Origin of the sequence: Pseudomonas sp. LH21 (assembly GCF_036549575.1) — a bacterium.
GTDB classification, from domain to species: domain Bacteria; phylum Pseudomonadota; class Gammaproteobacteria; order Pseudomonadales; family Pseudomonadaceae; genus Aquipseudomonas; species Aquipseudomonas peradeniyensis.
The window spans coordinates 5,889,920-5,912,306 of sequence record NZ_CP144367.1 but is presented as its reverse complement, the minus strand read 5'-3'; the positions used below and the strand labels follow the sequence as shown (position 1 = coordinate 5,912,306).

General features: G+C 64.5%; 21 protein-coding genes. 13 read left to right on the top strand and 8 right to left on the bottom strand.

The features are described 5' to 3' along the window. Positions 1-11: 11 nt before the first annotated feature. A complete protein-coding gene (locus VUG52_RS26835; protein ID WP_331832293.1) occupies positions 12-908 on the bottom strand; it encodes a D-hexose-6-phosphate mutarotase in 897 nt (298 codons plus the stop codon). Between the two features lie 73 nt (positions 909-981). Beyond that, positions 982-1,380 carry an acyl-CoA thioesterase gene (locus VUG52_RS26830; RefSeq protein WP_003253317.1) on the bottom strand — a complete coding sequence of 133 codons (399 nt, stop codon included), beginning with the start codon at positions 1,378-1,380 and terminating at the stop codon, positions 982-984. A gap of 362 nt (positions 1,381-1,742) precedes the next feature. Between VUG52_RS26830 and VUG52_RS26825 the strand changes: the two genes are divergently transcribed. From VUG52_RS26825 to VUG52_RS26790, 8 genes are all read left to right on the top strand, one after another. Then, a complete protein-coding gene (locus VUG52_RS26825) occupies positions 1,743-3,032 on the top strand; it encodes an MFS transporter (RefSeq protein WP_050707554.1) in 1,290 nt (429 codons plus the stop codon). Positions 3,033-3,336: 304 nt separating this feature from the next. Continuing rightward, positions 3,337-4,335 carry a phosphate ABC transporter substrate-binding protein PstS gene (locus VUG52_RS26820; protein WP_062575623.1) on the top strand — a complete coding sequence of 333 codons (999 nt, stop codon included), beginning with the start codon at positions 3,337-3,339 and terminating at the stop codon, positions 4,333-4,335. A gap of 142 nt (positions 4,336-4,477) precedes the next feature. Beyond that, positions 4,478-6,766 (top strand): ABC transporter permease subunit, encoded by a 2,289-nt coding sequence (locus VUG52_RS26815; RefSeq protein WP_262950915.1) that lies wholly within the window; start codon positions 4,478-4,480, stop codon positions 6,764-6,766. A 17-nt stretch (positions 6,767-6,783) separates the two neighbouring features. Then, positions 6,784-8,454, top strand: coding sequence for a phosphate ABC transporter permease PstA (pstA, locus tag VUG52_RS26810; RefSeq protein ID WP_262950917.1), 1,671 nt, complete (start codon positions 6,784-6,786; stop codon positions 8,452-8,454). Between the two features lie 72 nt (positions 8,455-8,526). Continuing rightward, entirely contained in the window at positions 8,527-9,360 is an 834-nt protein-coding gene (gene pstB / locus VUG52_RS26805; protein ID WP_262950919.1) for a phosphate ABC transporter ATP-binding protein PstB, read from the top strand. Between the two features lie 194 nt (positions 9,361-9,554). Next, positions 9,555-10,325: a phosphate signaling complex protein PhoU gene (gene phoU / locus VUG52_RS26800; RefSeq protein WP_023630537.1), complete on the top strand. Its 771-nt coding sequence runs from the start codon at positions 9,555-9,557 to the stop codon at positions 10,323-10,325. A 163-nt stretch (positions 10,326-10,488) separates the two neighbouring features. Then, entirely contained in the window at positions 10,489-11,394 is a 906-nt protein-coding gene (locus tag VUG52_RS26795) for a response regulator (RefSeq protein ID WP_050707550.1), read from the top strand. 167 nt (positions 11,395-11,561) lie between these two features. Next, the gene (locus VUG52_RS26790; protein WP_331832291.1) at positions 11,562-12,461 is read left to right on the top strand and encodes a peptidoglycan DD-metalloendopeptidase family protein; all 900 of its coding nucleotides are present in this window, start codon (positions 11,562-11,564) and stop codon (positions 12,459-12,461) included. 96 nt (positions 12,462-12,557) lie between these two features. Here VUG52_RS26790 and VUG52_RS26785 read toward each other — a convergent pair whose 3' ends face one another. The 3 genes from VUG52_RS26785 to phoB form a co-directional block, all read right to left on the bottom strand. Further along, positions 12,558-13,898, bottom strand: coding sequence for a hemolysin family protein (locus VUG52_RS26785; RefSeq protein WP_050707548.1), 1,341 nt, complete (start codon positions 13,896-13,898; stop codon positions 12,558-12,560). 184 nt (positions 13,899-14,082) lie between these two features. Then, on the bottom strand, positions 14,083-15,354 hold the full coding sequence (phoR, locus tag VUG52_RS26780) for a phosphate regulon sensor histidine kinase PhoR (protein WP_331833195.1): 1,272 nt from the start codon (positions 15,352-15,354) through the stop codon (positions 14,083-14,085). A 72-nt stretch (positions 15,355-15,426) separates the two neighbouring features. Beyond that, a complete protein-coding gene (phoB, locus tag VUG52_RS26775) occupies positions 15,427-16,116 on the bottom strand; it encodes a phosphate regulon transcriptional regulator PhoB (RefSeq protein ID WP_003253341.1) in 690 nt (229 codons plus the stop codon). A gap of 174 nt (positions 16,117-16,290) precedes the next feature. Between phoB and VUG52_RS26770 the strand changes: the two genes are divergently transcribed. Beyond that, positions 16,291-16,662, top strand: coding sequence for a COG4315 family predicted lipoprotein (locus VUG52_RS26770; RefSeq protein WP_050707546.1), 372 nt, complete (start codon positions 16,291-16,293; stop codon positions 16,660-16,662). A 103-nt stretch (positions 16,663-16,765) separates the two neighbouring features. Here VUG52_RS26770 and ubiA read toward each other — a convergent pair whose 3' ends face one another. Then, entirely contained in the window at positions 16,766-17,656 is an 891-nt protein-coding gene (gene ubiA / locus VUG52_RS26765) for a 4-hydroxybenzoate octaprenyltransferase (protein ID WP_050707545.1), read from the bottom strand. After that, the gene (locus tag VUG52_RS26760) at positions 17,656-18,213 is read right to left on the bottom strand and encodes a chorismate--pyruvate lyase family protein (protein ID WP_050707624.1); all 558 of its coding nucleotides are present in this window, start codon (positions 18,211-18,213) and stop codon (positions 17,656-17,658) included. The genes ubiA and VUG52_RS26760 overlap by 1 nt, the downstream gene beginning before the upstream one ends. 248 nt (positions 18,214-18,461) lie before the next feature. Between VUG52_RS26760 and VUG52_RS26755 the strand changes: the two genes are divergently transcribed. From VUG52_RS26755 to VUG52_RS26740, 4 genes are all read left to right on the top strand, one after another. Continuing rightward, positions 18,462-18,629 carry a rubredoxin gene (locus tag VUG52_RS26755; protein WP_028689962.1) on the top strand — a complete coding sequence of 56 codons (168 nt, stop codon included), beginning with the start codon at positions 18,462-18,464 and terminating at the stop codon, positions 18,627-18,629. A 33-nt stretch (positions 18,630-18,662) separates the two neighbouring features. Beyond that, entirely contained in the window at positions 18,663-19,811 is a 1,149-nt protein-coding gene (locus VUG52_RS26750) for an NAD(P)/FAD-dependent oxidoreductase (protein WP_331832289.1), read from the top strand. Positions 19,812-19,999: 188 nt separating this feature from the next. After that, positions 20,000-20,296, top strand: coding sequence for an HU family DNA-binding protein (locus tag VUG52_RS26745; RefSeq protein ID WP_050707543.1), 297 nt, complete (start codon positions 20,000-20,002; stop codon positions 20,294-20,296). A 134-nt stretch (positions 20,297-20,430) separates the two neighbouring features. After that, positions 20,431-20,805 (top strand): hypothetical protein, encoded by a 375-nt coding sequence (locus VUG52_RS26740; protein WP_050707542.1) that lies wholly within the window; start codon positions 20,431-20,433, stop codon positions 20,803-20,805. 147 nt (positions 20,806-20,952) lie between these two features. Here VUG52_RS26740 and VUG52_RS26735 read toward each other — a convergent pair whose 3' ends face one another. Next, positions 20,953-22,362: an aminoacyl-tRNA deacylase and HDOD domain-containing protein gene (locus VUG52_RS26735; RefSeq protein WP_331832288.1), complete on the bottom strand. Its 1,410-nt coding sequence runs from the start codon at positions 22,360-22,362 to the stop codon at positions 20,953-20,955. Between the last annotated feature and the right edge of the window lie 25 nt (positions 22,363-22,387).

Below are 22,387 nucleotides of genomic sequence, written 5' to 3'. Positions count from 1 at the left end.
AAAATTATGAATCAGAGCGCTTCGCTACCGATCCCCACGCTCATCGCATGACTCGCCCCCGGCTTGAGCACCACCACGTCATCCATCACATTCGCCGTCTCGATGCACAGCATGCGCTGCCAGCCATCGTCGGCCATGTCCGGCAGGTCGCGAGCGCGCTCGGTCCAGGGGTTCCAGATCACCGCGGTGCGTGAGCCGCCGGCCTGCAAGGTGATGCGTCGGTTCCAGTGCGGGTCGACGATGGCCAGGCGTTCGGGGGCGTTCAGGTAGATGCGGTCGGTCTCGCCCGTAAAGCCCAGGTTGCCCTGCTGCTGGCGCTGCTCCCAGTTGGCCAGGGTTTCGATATAGGCCAACCCGTCCACGCCTTCCACCTGGACCTGGCGCACGTCGCTTACCGCGAAGTAGCTGTGCAGGGCCTGGCTCAGGGTGACGTCGGTATTACCGAGGTTGTAGCTGGTGAGGGTCAGCTTCAGCTGGTCGCCCAGTTCCACCAGCAGCTTGAGCTGGACTTCGTGGGCCCAGCCCGGCAGGTCGCCCTGGGCTTCGGGCAGCTGGAATTCGATATGCAGGCTTTCGCCGTGCTCCTCGGCCCCCAACAACTGCCAGTCGCGCCCGCGCACCAGGCCGTGGGCCGGTGGCTGCTCGCCCTTGAACATGGCTTTGACCGAATCCGGGTTGCGTTCGAAGATGCCGAACCATGGCCAGCACACCGGCGCGCCGGCGCGCACCGACTTGCCCTGGCGGAAGATGGCCTGGTCGCTCAGCCACAGCAGCGGCGGCTCGCCGATCCGCTGGTAGCTGAGGACCTGCGCGCCCTGCTGGGCGATCAATAGTTCGGCATGCTCGCTGGTGATGCGCCAGCAATTGAGTTCGCCGTGAAGCTCGGTCTCGACCGTGAAGTTAGCCATTGCGCTCGTCTCATTGATTGTCTGTCAGGCCGTTGGACCCGGTGACGTGCAATGAGTTTACCGCTCGCTCGGCTCAGCGACGAGGCACCGAGCGGGTGCGACCGCTGCCGTCGATGGCGACGAACACGAACACGGCTTCGGTGACCTTGCGCCATTCGCTGGACAGCGGGTCGTCGCTCCACACTTCGACCATCATCTGGATCGAGCTGCGGCCGATCTCCAGGGTCTGGGTATAGAAGGACAGTTGCGCGCCCACCGCCACCGGCACCAGGAAGGCCATGCGGTCGATGGCCACCGTGGCCACCCGGCCACCGGCGACGCGGCTGGCCATGGCGGTGCCGGCCAGGTCCATCTGGGCGACCAGCCAACCGCCGAAGATATCGCCGAAACCATTGGTCTCGCGTGGCAGCGCGGTGATCTGCAAGGCCAGGTCGCCCTGCGGGATAGGATCTTCTTGTTCGAGCTCAATCATGCCGTGGGGCCTCTGACCCGTGAAGCTTCGTTGGTGGCGCAATGAAGGACGCCGTAAAAACGATTCAGCAACACGCATACTACGCTGATTTCGCTTCGCGAGGCGGCCAAAGGGAAACTCTGCGAAACAGTCTGACAACAATGACCGACGTTTTCGCACAACTTCCCACAATGGAAGCAACCTTTTCCTACGAGCGGGCAGTATATATACCTGCACAGCCAGCGACGACCGCACATTCATGAATATCTGTATGGATTTTGTACCGCTATGAGCGCGGCTCGGCAATTTGCTATCTTCGCTGCCTAGCCAATCCAGAAGCCGCATGCCAAGCGGTCCGCAGACCTACAAGAGAAAGAACAGCGATGACCTCCGTGCAGAGCAGTATCGAGCAGCCGTCCCGGCCGTTGTCCCGCAGTGACTACAAGACCCTCTCGCTGTCCGCCCTCGGCGGAGCCCTGGAGTTCTACGACTTCATCATCTTCGTGTTCTTCGCCACGGTGGTCGGCAAGCTGTTCTTCCCCGCCGACATGCCCGAGTGGCTGCGCCTGATGCAGACCTTCGGCATCTTCGCCGCCGGCTACCTGGCACGGCCCCTGGGCGGCATCGTCATGGCCCACTTCGGCGACCTGCTCGGGCGCAAGAAGATGTTCACCCTGAGCATCTTCCTGATGGCGGTGCCGACCCTGGTGATGGGCCTGCTGCCCACCTATGCGCAGATCGGCCTGTGGGCGCCGATCCTGCTGCTGTTGATGCGGGTGATCCAGGGCGCGGCCATCGGCGGCGAGGTGCCGGGGGCCTGGGTGTTCGTCTCCGAGCACGTGCCGGCGCGCAACACCGGCTATGCCTGCGGCACGCTGACCGCGGGCCTGACCTCGGGCATCCTGCTTGGCTCGCTGGTGGCGACCCTGATCAACACGCTCTACACCCCCGAGGAAGTGGCGGATTACGCCTGGCGTATCCCGTTCCTGCTCGGTGGGGTGTTCGGCTTCTTTGCGGTCTACCTGCGCCGCTGGCTGCATGAGACCCCGGTGTTCGCCGAGATGCAGGCGCGCAAGGCCCTGGCCGAAGAACTGCCGCTGCGCGCGGTGCTGCGCGACCATCGCGGTGCGATCATCCTGTCGATGCTGCTCACCTGGCTGCTGTCGGCCGGCATCGTGGTGATCATCCTGATGACCCCGGCCTTGCTGCAGAGCCTCTATCACGTCAGCCCCACCGACTCGCTCAAGGCCAACAGCCTGGCCATCGTGCTGCTCAGTCTGGGCTGCATCGGGGCTGGCAGCCTGGCTGACCGCTTCGGCGCCGGGCGCGTGTTCATCGTCGGCAGCCTGGCGCTGCTGGCGTCGTCCTGGGCCTTCTACCACAGCCTGCCGACCCGCCCGGACCTGCTGTTCCCGCTGTACGCCCTGACCGGCCTGTGCGTGGGTATCGTCGGTGCCGTGCCGTACGTGATGGTCAAGGCGTTCCCGCCGGTGGTGCGTTTCAGCGGCTTGTCGTTCTCCTACAACCTGGCCTACGCGATCTTTGGCGGGCTGACGCCTATGGTGGTAACCGCGCTGCTCAAGTTCAGCCCGATGGCACCAGCCTATTACGTGGCGTGCCTGTGTGCCGTTGGTCTGCTGGTTGGTACCTATCTGCTCGCCAACAAGCGCTGAGCCGAGCGAATCACACGGACCTGTAGGAGCGGCCTTGTGCCGCGAAAGGGACGCGCAGCGGCCCCAGGATCTCAGCCTCCTGAAAGACCTCCGGGGCTGCTTTGCAGCCCGTTCGCGGCGCAAGGCCGCTCCTACAGAGACATGCTGTACACCTCTCCTGAAACATCTTGAAAGGCCATCCCGGATACCCGGTGATGGCCTTTCATCCAATTGTCATATTCGAGTCATAGAGTGTTCATGCGGCCTGCAGATACTTGGGCCCGTTCCATCTCACAACCCACGATATTCCTGCTAGGAGCAAGGCATGAAACTGAAGCGTTTGATGGCGGCCCTGACCTTTGCCGCCGCTGGCGTCGCTGCCGCCAATGCGGTCGCCGCTGTCGATCCTGCAATCCCGACCTACACCAAGACCACCGGTGTATCGGGCAACCTCTCCAGCGTCGGTTCCGACACCCTCGCGAACCTGATGACCCTGTGGGCCGAGGCCTACAAGAAGGAATATCCCAACGTAAACATCCAGATCCAGGCCGCCGGCTCTTCCACCGCGCCGCCCGCGCTGACCGAAGGCACCGCCAACCTGGGCCCGATGAGCCGCAAGATGAAGGACGTCGAGCTGCAGGCCTTCGAGCAGAAGTACGGCTACAAGCCGACCGCCATCCCGGTCGCCGTCGACGCCCTGGCCGTGTTCGTGCACAAGGACAACCCGATCAAGGGCCTGACCATGGCTCAGGTCGACGCCATCTTCTCCTCCACCCGCCTGTGCGGTGGCAAGAGCGAGATCAAGACCTGGGGTGACGTCGGCGTGACCGGCGACCTGGCCAACAAGCCAATCCAGCTGTTCGGCCGCAACTCGGTATCGGGCACCTACGGCTACTTCAAGGAAGAAGCCCTGTGCAAAGGCGACTTCAAGCCTAACGTCAACGAACAGCCCGGCTCGGCCTCGGTCGTGCAGTCGATCAGCTCCTCGCTGAACGGCATCGGCTACTCGGGCATCGGCTACAAGACCGCCAGCGTCAAGACCGTGCCTCTGGCCAAGAAAGACGGCGGCACCTTCGTCGAAGACAACGAAGCCAACGCCCTGAACGGCACCTACCCGCTGTCGCGCTTCCTCTACGTCTACGTCAACAAGGCGCCGAACAAGCCTCTGGCCCCGCTGGAAGCCGAGTTCGTCAAGCTGGTGCTGTCGCAAGCCGGCCAGCAGGTTGTCGTGAAGGACGGCTACATCCCGCTGCCAGCCAAGGTGGTCGACAAGACCCTGGCCGACCTGGGCCTGTCCCACGCGGGTAACGTTGCAAAGAAGTAAGTAACTGAGGACGAGGCCGGTGATCACAATGCCGGCCTCCTCCACGAATTCCTTAGTCCGAAGCCAGGGCTCCTGAGCGGCGGGCTTTTTTGCGTCACTGCACTGTCATGTTTTTGTCATACGGGACCGCTAGGGTGTGCGCATGAATGATCTGGCCAACTCCACAATGACCCAAAATTCTCCTCCCGTGCGCATTGATTTCAATACGCCCGAGTTGCAACGCAAGCGCCGCATGCGCGCCCTCAAGGACCGTCTGACCCGCTGGTACGTCCTGGTGGGCGGCCTCGCCGTGCTGGCAGCGATCACGCTGATCTTCTTCTACCTGGCCTATGTGGTGCTGCCGCTGTTCCAGGGTGCCGAGCTGACCAGCAAGAAGGCCCTGGAGCCGACCTGGCTGCAACAGGACGCCGGCAAACCCCTGATGATCGCCCTCGAGGAGCAGAACCTCGTGGGCATGCGTGTCTCCGACAAGGGCCAGGCGCTGTTCTTCGACACCAAGACCGGTGGCGAACTGAAGCGCGTCGACCTGCCGCTGCCTGCCGGCACCCAGGTCAGTTCGATCAGCACCGACCAGCCCGGCAGCCCTCTGGTGGTGCTGGGTCTGTCCAATGGCCAGGCGCTGGTGTTCCACCACACCTACAAGATCACCTATCCGGACAACAAGAAGACCATCGAGCCGGGTATCGACTACCCCTATGGTCAGGACTTGTTCACCCTGGATGACCAGGGCCGCGCGCTGGAACACGTAAGCGTCAACGTCAATGGCGACACCCTGTTGCTGGCCGGCTCCACCGGCGCGCACCTGCAGGTGATCGAGTTGTCGCGCACCGAGAACATGATGACCGACGAGGTCACCATCGAGCAGAACCGCATCGAGTTGCCGCAGATGACCGAGGCGGTGAAGAACATCTTCATCGACCCGCGCCAGCAGTGGTTGTACGTGGTCAACGGTCGCGCCACCGCCGACGTGTTCAGCCTGCGCGACAAGAGCCTCAATGGTCGCTACAAGCTGCTGGAAGACGGCAACGCCGAAATCACCGCGACCGCCCAGCTGGTCGGTGGCATCTCGCTGATCTTCGGTGACTCCAAGGGCGGCCTGAGCCAGTGGTTCATGGCCCGGGATCCGGACGGCGAGTCGCGCTTCAAGCTGATCCGAAGCTTCCAGCTGGGCAAGGCCCCGGTGGTGCAGATCGACGCCGAAGAGCGCCGCAAGGGCTTCATCGCCCTGGACAGCGAAGGCAAGCTCGGTGTGTTCCACAGCACCGCGCACCGCACCCTGCTGGTCGAGCCGGTCGCCGAAGGCGCGGGCGTGCTGGCCCTGTCGCCGCGCGCCAACCGCATCATCATCGAGGAAGGCGGCAAGCTGCTGCCGCTGAGCCTGCGCAACCCGCACCCGGAGATCTCCTTCAGCGCGCTGTGGGGCAAGGTCTGGTACGAGAACTACGACGAGCCTAAATACGTCTGGCAGTCGACCGCCTCGAACACCGACTTCGAGCCCAAGCTGAGCCTGTCGCCGCTGACCTTCGGTACGCTCAAGGCCGCGTTCTACGCGATGATCCTGGCCGCCCCGCTGGCCATCGCCGCCGCCATCTACACCGCCTACTTCATGGCCCCGGGCATGCGCCGCAAGGTCAAGCCGGTGATCGAGCTGATGGAAGCGATGCCGACGGTGATCCTCGGCTTCTTCGCCGGCCTGTTCCTCGCGCCGTACCTCGAAGGCCACCTGCCGGGCGTGTTCAGCCTGTTCGTGATCATGCCGATCGGTATCCTGCTCGCCGGCTTCAGCTGGAGCCGCCTGCCGGAGTCGATCCGCCTGCGCATCCCGGATGGCTGGGAAGCGGCGATCCTGATCCCGGTGATCCTGGTGATCGGTTGGTTTGCCCTGTACATGAGTCCGTTCCTCGAGAGCTGGTTCTTCAAGGGCGACATGCGCCTGTGGATCAGCAACGACCTCGGCATCACCTACGACCAGCGCAACGCCCTGGTGGTCGGTATCGCCATGGGCTTCGCGGTCATCCCGAACATCTATTCCATCGCCGAAGACGCCGTGTTCAGCGTGCCGCGCAGCCTGACCCTGGGTTCGCTGGCGCTGGGCGCCACGCCGTGGCAGACCCTGACCCGCGTGGTCATCCTCACTGCCAGCCCGGGCATCTTCTCGGCGCTGATGATCGGCATGGGCCGTGCGGTGGGCGAGACCATGATCGTGCTGATGGCCACCGGCAACACCCCGGTGATGGAGATGAACCTGTTCGAGGGCATGCGCACCCTGGCCGCCAACGTGGCCGTGGAAATGCCCGAATCGGAAGTCGGCGGCAGCCACTATCGTGTGCTGTTCCTCGCCGCCCTCGTGCTGCTGCTGTTCACCTTCGTGATGAACACCCTGGCCGAGCTGATTCGCCAGCGCCTGCGCAAGAAATACTCGTCGCTTTGATAGAAAGGTAGAGATCCGTGAAAAAGGATTCCCTCAAAGGCTGGTTCAAGAGCGGCGCCCCCGGCGTCTGGATCAGTGGTGGCGCGGTCGCCATGGCGGTCATCATGACCGTCGGCCTGCTGGCCGTGATCGCCGTGCGCGGCCTGGGCCACTTCTGGCCGGCCGACCTGGTCCAGGCCACCTACAATGTGCCGGGCCAGGCCGACCACGTGGTCATCGGTGAAGTGGTGCAGAAGGAAGAAGTACCCCGCGAACGCCTCAAGGGTGCCGGCCTGCCGGTGCCCGAGCAGGGCCCGGAGTTCATGACCCGCGAGCTGATCAAGGTCGGTAACCGTGACCTCAACGGTACTGACTTCACCTGGGTCGTGGGCGAGTGGCTGGTCGACCAGCAAAAGCCTGTCGACCTGATTGCCCTGGAGCGCCGCGAGTGGGGCAACTTCTATGGCTACCTGGTCAGCGTCAAGGAAGAAGGCCGCGTGGTCGCCCAGGGCCCCGAGGCCTGGACTGAGCTGCAGACGCGCCTCAAGCGCGCCAGCGAACTCAACGACCAGCTGGTGAAGCTGGAGAAGAAGGACATCGGCGCCATCAACCATGGCCTCGAGCGCCTGCGCCTGCACGGCCGCAAGCTGGAACTGGATGGCAAGCTGGATGCCGCCGCCCAGGCCGACATGGACGCCGAGCGCGCCGAGCTGAACAATCGCTACAAGGCCATCGAGGAGCGCCTGACCGGCCTGCACCAGGCCTTCGCCCGCGACAGCCTGGTAGCCCGCGACGGCAACGGCCGCGAGGTGGAGATCAACCTGAGCAAGGTGGTCCACGCCATCCAGCCGAACGCCATGTCCGGCCTGACCAAGATGGGCGCCTACTTTGCCAAGGTCTGGGAGTTCCTCAGCGACGACCCGCGTGAGGCCAACACCGAAGGCGGTATTTTCCCGGCCATTTTCGGCACCGTGATGATGACCCTGATCATGGCCGTGATCGTCACCCCGTTCGGCGTGCTGGCCGCGGTCTACCTGCGCGAATACGCCAAGCAGGGTCCGGTGACCCGCTTGATCCGCATCGCGGTGAACAACCTGGCCGGTGTTCCGGCGATCGTCTACGGCGTGTTCGGCCTGGGCTTCTTCGTCTATGTGCTGGGTGGCTCGATCGACAGGCTGTTCTTCCCCGAGTCGCTGCCGGCGCCGACCCTCGGCACCCCCGGCCTGCTGTGGGCCTCGCTGACCCTGGCGCTGCTGGCGGTACCGGTAGTGATCGTGGCTACCGAGGAAGGCCTGGCGCGGATTCCGCGCACGGTACGCGAGGGCTCGCTGGCCCTGGGCGCGACCAAGGCCGAGACCCTGTGGAAGATCGTCCTGCCGATGGCCAGCCCGGCCATGATGACCGGCATGATCCTCGCGGTGGCCCGCGCCGCCGGCGAAGTGGCCCCGCTGATGCTGGTGGGTGTGGTGAAGCTGGCGCCGTCGCTGCCGGTGGACGGCAACTACCCGTACCTGCACCTGGACCAGAAGATCATGCACCTGGGCTTCCACATCTACGACGTCGGCTTCCAGAGCCCCAACGTCGAGGCCGCGCGGCCGCTGGTGTACGCCACCGCGCTGTTGCTGGTGCTGGTGATCGCCACCCTCAACCTCTCGGCGGTGTGGATCCGTAACCACCTGCGCGAGAAGTACAAGGCCCTCGACCACTGATCCTGATTGCAAGCGTGCCGCCCGAACACCGGGCGGCCCTTTGAAACGAATTGATAGCGTATGGAGTTGACCATGCAGCATGAATCCCACGCCCACGGCATCGACATGTCGGCCCTGGGCCGCGACAAGCAGAGCCTGCGCCTGGCCGAAGAGACCGTGGCCATCGAAGTACCTGGGCTGTCCCTGTTCTACGGCGACAAGCAAGCGCTGTTCGACGTCAGCCTGAACATCCCCAAGCAGCGCGTGACCGCCTTCATCGGCCCGTCCGGCTGCGGCAAGTCCACGCTGCTGCGGACCTTCAACCGCATGAACGACCTGGTCGATGGCTGCCGCGTGGAAGGCGCCATCAACCTGTACGGCAGCAACATCTACCGCAAGGGCGAGGACGTGGCCGAGCTGCGCCGCCGCGTGGGCATGGTGTTCCAGAAACCCAACCCGTTCCCCAAGACCATCTACGAGAACGTGGTCTACGGCCTGCGTATCCAAGGCATCAACAAGAAGCGTGTGCTCGACGAGGCCGTCGAGTGGGCGCTGAAGGGCGCGGCGCTGTGGGATGAGGTCAAGGACCGCCTGCACGACTCGGCCCTGGGCCTGTCCGGTGGCCAGCAGCAGCGTCTGGTGATCGCCCGCACCATCGCCGTGGAGCCGGAAGTGCTGCTGCTCGACGAACCGTGCTCGGCGCTGGACCCGATCTCGACCCTGAAGGTCGAAGAGCTGATCTACGAACTGAAATCCAAGTACACCATCGTCATCGTCACCCACAACATGCAGCAGGCGGCCCGCGTATCGGACTACACCGCGTTCATGTACATGGGCAAACTGGTCGAATTCGGTGACACCGACACCCTGTTCACCAACCCGGCGAAGAAGCAGACCGAAGACTACATCACCGGTCGCTACGGCTAACTATTGGCCACAGGGTGCTTGTGTAGGAGCGGCCTTGTGCCGCGAAAGGGCTGCAAAGCAGCCCCGGCGATTTTTGCATCACGGCTGAAATCCTGGGGCCGCTTCGCGGCCCTTTCGCGGCACAAGGCCGCTCCTACAGGCCAGGGAACGACACGAATCACTTGAAGCTTGCAGCTGCTTCGCGGAGCGAAACGATGATCAACAAAGAAAGCCTTACCCACCACATCTCCCAGCAGTTCAATGCCGAGCTCGAGGAGGTGCGCAGCCACCTGCTGGCCATGGGCGGCCTGGTCGAGAAACAGGTGAACGACGCCGTCACCGCGCTGATCGAGGCCGATTCGGGCCTGGCCCAGCAGGTGCGCGAGGTCGATGAACAGATCAACCAGATGGAACGCAACATCGACGAGGAGTGCGTGCGCATCCTCGCCCGTCGCCAGCCGGCGGCCTCCGACCTGCGCCTGATCATCAGCATCTCCAAGTCGGTGATCGACCTGGAGCGCATCGGTGACGAATCGACCAAGATCGCCCGTCGCGCCATCCAGCTGTGCGAGGAAGGCGAGTCGCCGCGCGGCTACGTCGAGGTGCGCCACATCGGCGACCAGGTGCGCAACATGGTCCGCGACGCGCTGGACGCCTTCGCCCGCTTCGACGCCGACCTGGCGCTGTCGGTGGCCCAGTACGACAAGACCATCGACCGCGAATACAAGACCGCACTGCGCGAACTGGTCACCTACATGATGGAAGACCCACGCTCGATCTCCCGTGTACTCAGCGTGATCTGGGCCCTGCGTTCGCTGGAGCGCATCGGCGACCACGCGCGCAACATTTCGGAGCTGGTGATCTACCTGGTGCGTGGCACCGACGTGCGCCACATGGGCCTCAAGCGCATGAAAGCCGAGGTGCAGGGCGAAGCGTTCGATGAGGGCGAAATCGCTAATGTTCCGGCTGAACCGGACGATAAATAGGATTGCTCCCGAGCATGAACGCCCGGCAACCGCCGGGCGTTTTCGTTTGCGGTCGAGCACCAGCAGGCACCCGCGAACCGTGTGAGAAGTCCCGGCGTGACCAGTGGTTTGGCAAATGGCCATCAGTCGGCGGTATGCTAGCCGGGATTCAAGAGGAGTATCGATGAGTAAAGTGAATGTGCTGGTCGTGGACGATGCCCCGTTCATCCGCGACCTGGTAAAAAAGTGCCTGCGCAACGCCTTTCCCGGCGTGGTGATCGAGGACGCGGTCAACGGTCGCAAGGCCATGGCCATGCTGAGCAAGGAACGTTTCGACCTGGTCCTGTGCGACTGGGAGATGCCCGAGATGTCCGGCCTCGAGCTGCTGACCTGGTGCCGCCAGCAGGAAGAGATGAAGACCATGCAGTTCATCATGGTGACCAGCCGTGGTGACAAGGAAAACGTGATCCAGGCCATCCAGGCCGGTGTTTCCGATTTCGTCGGCAAGCCGTTCACCAACGAGCAGCTGCTGACCAAGGTGAAGAAGTCGCTGACCAAGATCGGCAAGCTCGATGCCCTGATGTCCAGCGCGCCGGCGCGGGTCAACTCGGCCTTCGCCAACGACTCGCTCAGCGCCCTGACCGGCGGTCGCCCGGAAGCGGCCAAGGTCGCGGCTCCGGCGCCTGTTGCCGCTGCTGCCAAGCCACTGATCAACGCACCGACGCCGAAGACTGCCGCCGCCGCGGCCCAGACTGGCCGTGGCCAAGGCCAACTGCGCCTGTCCAGTGGCACCCAGCCGTGCATGATCAAGGCCCTGAGCCTCAAGGAAGCCCTGCTGGTGGTGCGCCGCGGCACCAACCTGCCGCAGGTGCTCGAAGGCGCGGTGCTGGACCTGGAGCAAGGCGAGAATGCCGAAACGGCGCGGCTGAACGGCTACCTGCACGCCATTGCGGCGCTGGAACCCAAGCCTGAGAGCGACTGGCTGCAACTGACCTTCAAGTTCGTCGACCAGGATGCGCAGAAGCTCGACTACCTGTCGCGGCTGATCGCTCGCGGCACGGCGCAGAAGCACTTCACGCCCGGCGCCTGACGCCACCCTGGGCCCTGTAGGAGCGGGCTTGTCCCGCGATCACCCGCGAAGCGGGTGCCATACGCCGCGCAAGCCGCTCCTGCAGTCACCATCCGACCAACTGTCATATCCCTCTCAAATCCGGCTGCTAGGCTTCGACAGAACACAACTGTCAAAAAGCCACCATCATGCCGCCCGCCCGCCTGCTGCTGTTCTGTGCCTTGCTCACGGCCTCGGCGTCGTGCCTGGGCATGACCGTCTACAAGACTACCGACACCTTCGGCGTGGTCTCCTACTCCGACCGACCGAGCCCTGGGTCGAAAGCCTTTGTGTTCCGTGAGCCCATGGTCGAGCGCCTGGATGGCCAGGTTCGCCTGAAGACCGAGCCCTTTGCCGGTGGCGTGCGCTTTGTCGCCCGCAACGAACTGTTCGTGCCCATGGAGGTAGAGCTGCGCGTGGAGCGCCTGGCCAATGCCCAGGGCGGCAACGCCCCGCGCATCGTCCGACGGCTGGTGCCGCCGCGCTCGACCCAGGTGCTGAGCGTGGTCCAGGCCCGCCAGGGGAGCAGCCTCAGGTACGACACCAAGTTTCGCTATGCCATGGGCGACCCGGGCCAGCGCCCGCAGGGCTATCGCTATCCCTTCCCCTGGAAGGGCGGGCCGTTTCGTCTGAGCCAGGGTCCCAATGGCCGCTTCAGCCACTTCGGGCCCAAGGGGCGCTATGCCATGGACATCGCCATGCCCGAGGGCACGCCGATCATCGCGGCGCGGGGTGGGGTGGTGGTGAAGATCGAGAACAACCAGAGCGGGCGGGGCAACAACCCGGCGGGCAACTTCGTCAGGATCCTGCACCCGGACGGCACCATGGGCGTGTACCTGCACCTGATGCGCGGCTCGGTGGTGGTGGGCGAGGGGCAGCGGGTGGTCCAGGGGCAGGCGCTGGCCAAGTCGGGCAATACCGGCAACAGCAGCGGGCCGCACCTGCATTTCGTGGTACAGCGCAATGTGGGGTTGGCGCTGGAGTCGATACCGTATCAGTTCGACCGGCCGATTGGCGGGTTGCCGGATTTTACTGCCGGCAACCCTTGAGGCTTTCGCGGCACAAGGCCGCTCCTACAGGGGAATGCGATCTACTGTAGGAGCGGCCTTGTGCCGCGATAGGGCTGCAAAGCAGCCCCAGGGACATCAATCCAGCTTCAGCACCTTGGCCAGCACGATCTTCGGCCCTTTCATCTTCTTGATGATGATGCGCAGGCCTTCGACCTCCAGCACTTCCTCTTCCTCGGGCACGCGCTTGAGGGTCTCGTAGACCAGGCCGGCCAGGGTTTCCGCTTCGATGTGGTCGAGGTCGACGCCCAGCAGGCGCTCGACCTTGAACAGCGGCGTATCACCGCGTACCAGCAGCTTGCCTGGCTGATAGGCTAGGATGCCGCGCTCGGTCTTGCGGTGTTCGTCCTGGATATCGCCGACCAGCACTTCCAGCACGTCTTCCATGGTCAGGTAGCCGATCACCTTGCCATCGGCTTCCTCCACCAGCACGAAGTGCGCGCCGCCCTTGCGGAACTGCTCCAGCAGCTGGGCCAACGGCATGTGCCGCGACACGCGCTCCAGCGGGCGGGCGAGGTCTTCGAGGTCGATGGTCTCGGGCAGGTGATCCAGCTCGGCCAGTTCCAGCAGCAGGTCCTTGATGTGCAGCAGGCCGGTGAACTCCTCGCGCTCGGCGTCATACAGCGGGTAGCGGCTGAACTTGTGGCGGCGCAGCAGGGCGAGGATTTCCTTCAGTGGCGCATGGGCGTCGATGCTGACCATGTCCTCGCGGGAGTTGGCCCAGTCGACCACCTCCAGCTCGCCCATCTCCACGGCCGAGGCCAGCACGCGCATGCCCTGGTCGCTCGGGTCCTGGCCGCGGCTGGAGTGCAGGATCAGCTTGAGCTCCTCGCGGCTGTAGTGGTGCTCGTGGTGCGGCCCGGGCTCGCCTTGGCCGGCGATGCGCAGGATGGTATTGGCGCTGGCGTTGAGCAGGTAAATCGCCGGGTACATCGCCCAGTAGAACAGGTACAGCGGCACGGCGGTCCACAGCGACAGCAACTCCGGCTTGCGGATTGCCCAGGACTTCGGTGCCAGCTCGCCGACCACGATGTGCAGGTAGGAGATCACGAAGAAGGCGACGAAGAACGAGATCGCCTTGATCAGCTCGGGGCTGTCCACGCCCACGGCGGCCAGCAGCGGCTCGAGCAGATGGGCGAACGCCGGCTCGCCTACCCAGCCCAGGCCCAGGGAGGCGAGGGTGATGCCCAGCTGGCAGGCCGACAGGTAGGCGTCGAGCTGGTTGTGCACCTTGCGCAGGATGCTGCCACGCCAGCCATGCAGCTCGGCGATGGATTCGACCCGGGTGGAACGCAGCTTGACCATGGCGAACTCGGCGGCAACGAAGAAGCCGTTGAGCAGCACCAGGAACAAGGCGAAGAGAATCATGCCGAAATCGGCGAACAACGAGGTGAGGCTGATACCAGGGGAAGGGTCCATGATGGAGTTTTTACGGGGTCCGTCTTTGAATTGAAGAGAAAAAAAGTGCCAGCGATGGCTGGCACGGGGGATCCAATGTAGCGGCTGGAGCCGCAAAAGCAAAGGGGATGCGTCCCATCAAGGGGCAAGCCTGCTCCCACGATCGCTTAGGCAGTGCGTGGGAGCGGGCTTGCCCCGCGATGATTCAGGCTTTGCTTGACACCAATTGCGCTGGCGCGAAGTGGCAGGTAAAGGTGCTGCCATGCCCCGGCACGCTGCTGATTTCCAGCCGCCCGCGATGGCGCATCAGCACATGCTTGACGATCGCCAGCCCCAGCCCGGTGCCTCCGGTATTCGACGCGCGGCTGGAGTCGACCCGGTAGAAGCGTTCGGTCAGGCGTGGCAGGTGCTTGGCCTCGATCCCCACCCCCGAGTCCTGCACGCTCAGGTGCGCGCCCTGTTCGTCGGCCCACCAGCGGATGCGGATATTGCCTTCGTCCTGGGTGTACTTGACCGCGTTGAACACCAGGTTGGAGAACGCGCTGCGCAGTTCCGACTCACTGCCCTTGAGACGAATGCCAGGCGCCGCCTCCAGGCTGATGCGCTGGTTGCGCGGGCCGGACAGGGCCTGGGCGTCGTTCTTGATGGCACTGAGCAGGGTGTCGACCAGCACCGGCTGGTTGTCGGAGGGGTAGTCGGTGGCCTCGAGCTTGGCCAGCAGCAGCAGGTCGTTGAGCAGGGTCTGCATGCGCGAGCCTTGCGCGCTCATCTGCTGCAGGGCGCGGCTCCAGCGTGGATTCACGTCCTCGACGTTGTCCAGCAGCGTCTCCAGGTAACCGGTGATCACCGTCAGCGGCGTGCGCAGCTCGTGGGAGACGTTGGCGACGAAGTCCTTGCGCATCTGCTCGAGCTGGTGGATGCGGGTCACGTCGCGCACCAGCATCAGGTGTTCGTTGTTGCCGTAGCGGGTCAGGTGCAGCTGTACGCGCAGGCGGTCGTTGATCGGCGACGGGATCTCCAGCGGCTCGGCGTAGTTGTCCGACTCGAAGTACTCCTTGAAGCGCGGGTGGCGCACCAGGTTGGTCACCGGCTGGCCGCCGTCCTGCGGCGTCTTGAAGCCCAGCAGGGTCTCGGCGGCGCGGTTCCACCATTCCAGGTTGCCTTCGCTGTCGAGCATGATCACCGCGTCGCGCAGGGCCGCGGTGGACTCCTGGACCCGGTCGATCACTGCCTGCAGGCGACCTCGCACGCGCTGGTCGCGACGCTGCAGGTGGTAGATGCTGTCGAACACCTCGCCCCACAGGCCGTAGCCGTCGGGTGGCGCCTCGTCGGGCTGGTGGTTGCGCAGCCAGTCGTGCAGGCGCAGCAGTTGCTTCAGCGTCCAGCCCAAATACAGGGCCAGGCCGATGGCCAGGCTCCAGCCGTAGTAGCCGCTGACCAGCCCGCCGATCAGGCAGGCGGTGATCAGCAGGAGCATGTGGCGAATCAGGGTCGCGTGCCAGTTCTGGTTCAATTGACAGTCCTTGTACAGCGGGCGCCGGGGCTTCGATCAGCTCTTGGTCGAGAAGCGATAGCCGGTGCCGCGGACGGTTTGTACCAGATTTTCATAGGCTTCACCCAGCGCCTTGCGCAGGCGACGGATGTGCACGTCGACGGTGCGTTCCTCGACGTAGACGTTGCCGCCCCAGACCTGGTCGAGCAACTGGCCACGGGTGTAGGCGCGCTCCTGGTGGGTCATGAAGAACTGCAGCAGGCGGTATTCGGTAGGACCCATCTCGGCCGGCTTGCCGTCGATGGTCACGCGGTGACTGATTGGGTCGAGCAGCAGGCCGCCGACTTCGATCGGCGCCTCGCTGTCGCTCGGGCCGGTGCGGCGCAGCACGGCCTTCAGGCGCGCCACCAGCTCGCGGGGCGAGAACGGCTTGGTGATGTAGTCGTCGGCACCGACTTCCAGGCCCTGGATCTTGTTGTCTTCTTCACCCTTGGCGGTGAGCATGATGATCGGGATGTCGCCGGTCAGTTCGTCGCGCTTGAGGCGGCGGGCCAGCTCGATGCCCGAAGTGCCCGGGAGCATCCAGTCGAGCAGGATCAGGTCCGGCTTGCGGTCGACGATGATGGCGTGGGCCTGTTGCGAGTTCTCGGCCTCGAGGCAGTCATAGCCGGCCATTTCCAATGCAACGGCGATCATCTCGCGGATAGGCGCTTCGTCGTCGACGATCAGAATGTTTCTGCCAACCATGCTCAATTACCTCTCCCAGGAACGGTGTCTTGGCCCGCATTAGATAACGGAATTATTGCAGCTGTGTGACAGGGTGTTGGCCATTCTGGCGACATTGCGTGACTGGACTAGGCTTCAGGGGGCCGCCTGAGCGGCGTGCAAACCCTCCAACCCCCCGAAACAATGGTGATTCCAATGACACGACATACGCTGAGCTGGATGGCCCTTTGCGCTGCGCTGGCAGTGCCGGGGGTGGCGTCGGCTCATCACGCCATGGAAAAGGACGGCATGTGGGTCGATCATGACGGCATGACGCTGTACACCTTCGACAAGGATGCCGGTGGCAAGTCCATGTGCAACGGCGAGTGCGCCAAGAACTGGCCGCCGTTGATGGTGAAGAAGGACGACGAGGCGCCGAAGGACAAGTGGAGCCACGTCACTCGTGACGATGGCTCGATGCAGTGGGCCTATGACGGCAAGCCGCTGTACACCTTCGTCAAGGACAAGAAGGCCGGGGAGACCACCGGCGATGGCATGAAGGACGTCTGGCACGTCGCCAAGCCCTGAAGGTTGTTACCTGACCCTGTGGGAGCGGGTTTACCCGCGAATGCGATTTTCGCTGCACCATCGCATTCGCGGGTAAACCCGCTCCCACAGGGTGCGATGAAGTTCAGCGCAACGCGTAATCCAGCACCACCCCGCCAAAGATCAGCATCCCCGCCCAATGGTTGTGCAGAAACGCCTTGAAGCACGACTCCCGATCCAGCTTGCGTGTCGACCAGAACTCCCAGGCGAAGCACACCACCGCCGCCAGAAGCCCCAGGTGGAACCAGCCGCCCAGCTCGAAGCGGTTGCCCGCCAGCAGCAGGCAGCCCAGCGACAGCAGCTGCAAGGTCAGGATGATCACCCGGTCGGCCTCGCCGAACAGGATGGCGGTGGATTTCACGCCGATCTTCAGGTCGTCGTCGCGATCCACCATGGCGTAGTAGGTGTCGTAGCCCACCGTCCACAGCAGGTTGGCGATGTACAGCAGCCAGGCACTGGCCGGCAGCTCGCCGCCCGCGGCAGTGAAGGCCATCGGGATACCCCAGGAGTAGGCGGCGCCCAGCACCACCTGCGGGTAGTAGGTGTAGCGCTTCATGAACGGGTAGCAGAACGCCAGGGCGACCGCGCCGAACGACAGCCACACCGTGGTGGCGTTGGTGCACAGCACCAGCAGGAAGCTTACCCCCACCAGCAGGGCGAACAACACCAGCGCTTCGCGGGGTTTGACCCGGCCGCTGGCCAGTGGCCGGTCGGCGGTGCGCTTGACGTGGCCGTCCACCTTGCGGTCGGCGAAGTCGTTGATGCAGCAGCCGGCGGCGCGCATCAGCACCACGCCGAGGCCGAAGATCAGCACGTTGGCCAGGGTCGGCGAGCCGTTGCCGGCGATCCACACCGCCGACAGCGTCGGCCACAGCAGCAGGTAGATGCCGATCGGGCGGTCCATGCGGCTCAGCTGGATGAAGTCCCAGGCCCGTGGGTGCAGGCGGTTGAGCGACTTGAGCAGTTGCAGGTACATCAGCGGTTCTCCTCCTTGGCCGCGTGCCACATAGCGGGCAGGAACACCTCGGCCACCAGCAGGTCGAGGCCGTCACGCTCGAAGCGCGAGCGTCGCCCCCAAAGCCCCGCGCTGGCGACCTCAGCGGGCAGCCAGGGCTGTGGATAACTGCACACTTCGATCGGGTGGCGGACGAACGCCTGGTCACAGAACAGCAGCTCGCCCAGCGAGCGGCTGCCCAGGGTCTCCAGGTCCAGCCCGCCGCGTTCCAGCGCCGTGCGGCTGGCCACGCTGCGGGCGAACACCCACGGATGGCCATGGCCGCGCAGGTAGACCTCGCGCACCCAGCCCTGGGCGCCGGGGGCAAGGCTCAAGGCGGCGCATTCGTCATCGCGCAGAGGCTGCCAGCCCTCGAACAGGGGGGTGACGCTGAAGTGGTCGTGGGAGAGGCGGGTCAGGCGACGGGTCAGGGAGCCTTCGTCGAACAGCCAGCCCAGGGTCGGCTGGTCGAGGCTGGTCGCCAGCTGCGGATACGCCAGCCACGCGACAGCGGCTGCTTGCGGGGTTTCGTACGGCACGTCGGTATGCTTGATACAGGCCAGAGAGGCGGCGAGCTTAGCATGTTTGCCCGGACTGCTTGCATACTGCTGGCAGGGCCAGTACAAAGCCCCCACGAATTGCGCGGTGGCCCCTTCGCGGGCAAGCCCGCTCCCCCAGGTACAGCGCAGCCCTCGGGAACTGCGCGCCCCTTGTAGGAGCGGGCTTGCCCCGCGATGAGGCCGTCAGCTGCAACGCACCCTTAAGCCTGACCGAGGAACAGCAGTAAATGAAGAAGTGGCAATGTATTGTCTGCGGCCTGATCTACGACGAGGCCCAAGGCTGGCCGGACGACGGCATCGCCCCCGGCACCCGTTGGGAGGACGTACCGGAAGACTGGCTGTGCCCCGACTGCGGCGTGGGCAAGAGTGATTTCGAAATGATCGCCATTGGCTGATCGCAACCCTGGCTTGAAGAAGGAACGCACGACATGACGTCCCCCGTGGTGATCATCGGTACCGGCCTTGCCGGCTACAACCTGGCGCGAGAGTTTCGCAAGCTCGACGGCGACACGCCGTTGTTGCTGATCACCGCCGACGACGGTCGCTCCTACTCCAAGCCCATGCTGTCCACCGGCTTCGCCAAGCAGAAGGACGCCGACGGCCTGTGCATGGCCGAGCCGGGCGCCATGGCCGAGCAGCTCAAGGCCGAGATTCGCACCCATACCCGAATCAGCGGCATCGACCCGGGCCACAAGCGCCTGTGGATCGGCGAGGAAGCGGTGGAGTACCGCGACCTGGTGCTGGCCTGGGGCGCGCAGACCGTGCAGGTGCCGGTCGAAGGCGATGCGGGTGAGCTGATCTTCCCGATCAACGACCTGGAGGACTACGCACGCTTTCGCGCCGCGGCCGCGGGCAAGCAGCGTGTGCTGATCCTCGGTGCCGGCCTGATCGGTTGCGAGTTCGCCAACGACCTCAGTCTGGGCGGCTTGCAGTGCGAGGTCGTCGCCCCCTGTGAGCAGGTGATGCCGACCCTGCTGCACCCAGCTGCCGCCGCGGCCGTACAGGCGGGCCTGGAAGGGCTGGGCGTGCGCTTTCACCTCGGCCCGGTGCTGACCCGCCTGCAGCGTGCAGGGGAGGCGCTCGAAGCGCACTTGTCAGATGGCAGCGTGATTCCCTGTGACCTGGTGGTGTCGGCCATCGGCCTGCGTCCGCGCACCGACCTGGCGGCAGCGGCGGGGTTGCGGGTCAACCGTGGCGTCGCGGTGGACCGCCAGCTGCGTACCTCCCATGCCAACATCTTCGCCCTGGGCGACTGTGCCGAGGTCGATGGCATCAACCTGCTGTACGTCATGCCGCTGATGACCTGCGCCCGTGCCCTGGCCCAGACCCTGGCCGGTAACCCGACCGCGGTGGCCTACGGCCCGATGCCGGTCACCGTGAAGACCCCGGCCTGTCCGCTGGTGGTATCCCCGGTGCCGCCCGGCCATGAGGGCACCTGGGTGGTCGAAGGCAGCGGCGCCGACCTGAAAGTGCTCTGCCACGGTGCCGATGGCCAGCTGCTGGGCTACGCCCTGACCGGCGGCGCGGTCATGGAGAAACTGGCGCTGAATCGCCAGTTGCCACCCTTGATGGCGTAAATAGCTGGCGTTCTGTCGGAATTATCCTGTTCTTGCCGCGACAATGGCCGCCCAGATACTGGCGCGGCCCCGGTCGGCGTGCCATCCTCACTGGCGTCTGCCGCAGCCTAGAGCCTGCGGTGCCTTGAACGCTGCTCCCTTCGGCAGCACGGCATAACAACAAGAAATCCCGTCAAAGAGGCTTCACTATGCGTAAACCAGAACTCGCCGCCGTCATCGCCGAAAAGGCCGATCTGACCAAGGAAAAGGCCAACCAGGTCCTCAACGCGATTCTCGACAGCATCACCGGCGCGCTCGACAAGGACACCGTCACCCTGGTCGGTTTCGGCACCTTCGAAAAACGCCACCGTGGCGCCCGCACCGGCAAGAACCCGCAGACCGGCCAGCCGGTCAAGATCAAGGCCAGCAACACCGTCGCCTTCAAGCCGGGCAAGAACCTGCGCGACAGCGTCAACGCACCGGCCAAGCCTGCCAAGAAAAAGTGACCGAACAGGTTCACCAGACGGGCGCCTGGAGGCGCCCGTTGCGTTTCTGGTAAGCAAATGCGGCGAACTTGCATAAACAGGGCGAGAAACGGATAAACTGCGCGACTCAGTCACTTTTCATTCGAGGCGTGTTGATGAAGTTTCGCTTTCTTCTCTGGGCCATGGGGCTGCTGATGGCCAAGGCCAGCCGCAACAACCCGGCGTTCCAGCAGCAGCTGCAGGACAAGGACCTGGTCTTCCAGATGCAGACGCTCGACGGCAAGGTCGCCCGGCACTTCATCGTCAAGGACCTGCGCATCAGCAGCAAGGGCGGCCTGCACCCGCAGCCGGCCTTCGCCATCGCCTTCAAGGACGCCGCCTACGGCTTCGCCACGCTGCAGGCCGGTAACAAGCAGCTGGCGTTCATGCAGGGGATTCAGGAGAAGAACATTCAGATCAAGGGCAATCCGGCGCTGGTGATCTGGTTCCAGGGCTTGATGAAGTACCTGAAGCCGAAGAAGAAGGCCTGACATTTCAGGCGCAGAGCTTCTCTGTAGGAGCGGCCTTGTGCCGCGAACGGGCTGCGAAGCGGCCCCAGCAATTTCAATAATGGCGCAGACCAGCTGGGGCTGCTGCGCAGCCCTTTCGCGGCACAAGGCCGCTCCTACAGGGTGATCTTAATGCGAGTGCGGCGCGTGGAACTGCGACGCCAGTTCGCGCAGCAGGGCCTCGGCCTCCAGCACCTTGTTCACCACCTCTTCGGCCTTCTCTCGAGTCAGCCCCAGGCGCTCGAGCAGGGCATCCGGGATCTCATCCTTCGGCCCCGAGCCGATCCCCCGGGCGCGCAGCAGGCGCGTCGCCAGGCACACCAGGTTGGGGAACGCCGCATAATCGCCGTCGTACGCCGGATCGTGCTGGAAACGCAGGGCCGTGGACAGCTCATCGGGCATGTCCCACAGCTTCATCAGCCAGGCCCCGATCTGTTCACGGCTGATCCCCAGCAGGTGCTGTTCCACATAGCTGTGGCATAGGTGCGGGTTGACCTCCAGGTGGCGGCAGATCAGCGAGAAATGCGGCGGGAAGACATGGGCCAGCAACAGGTAGCCGAAGTTGTGCAGCAGGCCGGCCAGGTAGGTCAGGCCCGCTTCCGGGCGCTCGGCGCGCGGCATGGCGCGGGTCAGGCCCTCGATCACCGCGGCGGTGTAGATCGACTGCTGCCAGTACGGCGTGGCCTGTTGCGGATGGTCCTTGGGCAGGCTCAGGGTCTTGCCCAGCGCCAGGCCGAGGGCCAGGTTGATCACCAGGTCGAAGCCCAGCACACGGACGATGGCGTCCTCCACCGAGCGAATCTTGCCGGGCGAGGCGTAGTACGGGGAGGCAGCCCAGCTGACCACCTGCGCGGCCAGGGCCGGGTCGGTCTCCACCACGCCGGTGATGTCGTCGATGCTGGCATTGGGGTCGACGCGCAGCTTGATGATCTTCTGCGCGGTGTCGGCCAGCGGCGGAATCTCGATGGTCTGCTCCAGGCGTTGCTGGATGCGACGGGCGGTGAAGGCCTGGACGGCGCGGATGACTTCCTTGGGAGGGCCGTCCAACGGGTCGAAACTCAGGCGAATATCGCTGATCTGCTGGCCGAAGGTGCTGGCGCTGGCCTTGAACAGCATCTTCTTGAAGGCCGTCCTGCCGATTTCCAGGAGCAGGCCGGCTTCGCCGGACTGGATCAGTACCGTCTCGTTGTCGAGCAAGCTCTTTTCGTACTGGCACGGCGAGCTGGTCAGGGCGGGAATCGCCGGCAGGGCCTTGAGGTGATGCTTGTCGAGCATCTGCTTCAGGCGCTCCAGCGGCACGGCCTTGAGCTTGCGGCCGGTCAGCTCTTCGAGGCGCTTGAGGTCCAGCAACTGGCTTTGCGGGAACAGCACCATCAAGGCACCGATCTCGTCATCGAGCAGCACGGCCTGTACCCGCGAGGCGGCCGGCAGCCCCGGGTGCTCGGGCACCTCGCGGAAGCTGACGCCGAGCTTGTCGAGCAACAGCCGGATGACAGACGGTGCGTGTAGGGTTGCGGTATCCAGGGCAACTTCAGTCATGGCCTGTATCCAATCATTCTGTAAA

What these genes read in the sequence shown, in the direction of transcription:
- VUG52_RS26835 (WP_331832293.1), bottom strand. Translation starts at nt 908, where the DNA reads ATGGCTAACTTCACGGTCGAGACCGAGCTTCACGGCGAACTCAATTGC.
- VUG52_RS26830 (WP_003253317.1), bottom strand. Translation starts at nt 1,380, where the DNA reads ATGATTGAGCTCGAACAAGAAGATCCTATCCCGCAGGGCGACCTGGCC.
- VUG52_RS26825 (WP_050707554.1), top strand. Translation starts at nt 1,743, where the DNA reads ATGACCTCCGTGCAGAGCAGTATCGAGCAGCCGTCCCGGCCGTTGTCC.
- VUG52_RS26820 (WP_062575623.1), top strand. Translation starts at nt 3,337, where the DNA reads ATGAAACTGAAGCGTTTGATGGCGGCCCTGACCTTTGCCGCCGCTGGC.
- VUG52_RS26815 (WP_262950915.1), top strand. Translation starts at nt 4,478, where the DNA reads ATGAATGATCTGGCCAACTCCACAATGACCCAAAATTCTCCTCCCGTG.
- pstB (WP_262950919.1), top strand. Translation starts at nt 8,527, where the DNA reads ATGCAGCATGAATCCCACGCCCACGGCATCGACATGTCGGCCCTGGGC.
- phoU (WP_023630537.1), top strand. Translation starts at nt 9,555, where the DNA reads ATGATCAACAAAGAAAGCCTTACCCACCACATCTCCCAGCAGTTCAAT.
- VUG52_RS26795 (WP_050707550.1), top strand. Translation starts at nt 10,489, where the DNA reads ATGAGTAAAGTGAATGTGCTGGTCGTGGACGATGCCCCGTTCATCCGC.
- VUG52_RS26790 (WP_331832291.1), top strand. Translation starts at nt 11,562, where the DNA reads ATGCCGCCCGCCCGCCTGCTGCTGTTCTGTGCCTTGCTCACGGCCTCG.
- VUG52_RS26785 (WP_050707548.1), bottom strand. Translation starts at nt 13,898, where the DNA reads ATGGACCCTTCCCCTGGTATCAGCCTCACCTCGTTGTTCGCCGATTTC.
- phoR (WP_331833195.1), bottom strand. Translation starts at nt 15,354, where the DNA reads ATGCTCCTGCTGATCACCGCCTGCCTGATCGGCGGGCTGGTCAGCGGC.
- phoB (WP_003253341.1), bottom strand. Translation starts at nt 16,116, where the DNA reads ATGGTTGGCAGAAACATTCTGATCGTCGACGACGAAGCGCCTATCCGC.
- VUG52_RS26770 (WP_050707546.1), top strand. Translation starts at nt 16,291, where the DNA reads ATGACACGACATACGCTGAGCTGGATGGCCCTTTGCGCTGCGCTGGCA.
- ubiA (WP_050707545.1), bottom strand. Translation starts at nt 17,656, where the DNA reads ATGTACCTGCAACTGCTCAAGTCGCTCAACCGCCTGCACCCACGGGCC.
- VUG52_RS26755 (WP_028689962.1), top strand. Translation starts at nt 18,462, where the DNA reads ATGAAGAAGTGGCAATGTATTGTCTGCGGCCTGATCTACGACGAGGCC.
- VUG52_RS26750 (WP_331832289.1), top strand. Translation starts at nt 18,663, where the DNA reads ATGACGTCCCCCGTGGTGATCATCGGTACCGGCCTTGCCGGCTACAAC.
- VUG52_RS26745 (WP_050707543.1), top strand. Translation starts at nt 20,000, where the DNA reads ATGCGTAAACCAGAACTCGCCGCCGTCATCGCCGAAAAGGCCGATCTG.
- VUG52_RS26740 (WP_050707542.1), top strand. Translation starts at nt 20,431, where the DNA reads ATGAAGTTTCGCTTTCTTCTCTGGGCCATGGGGCTGCTGATGGCCAAG.
- VUG52_RS26735 (WP_331832288.1), bottom strand. Translation starts at nt 22,362, where the DNA reads ATGACTGAAGTTGCCCTGGATACCGCAACCCTACACGCACCGTCTGTC.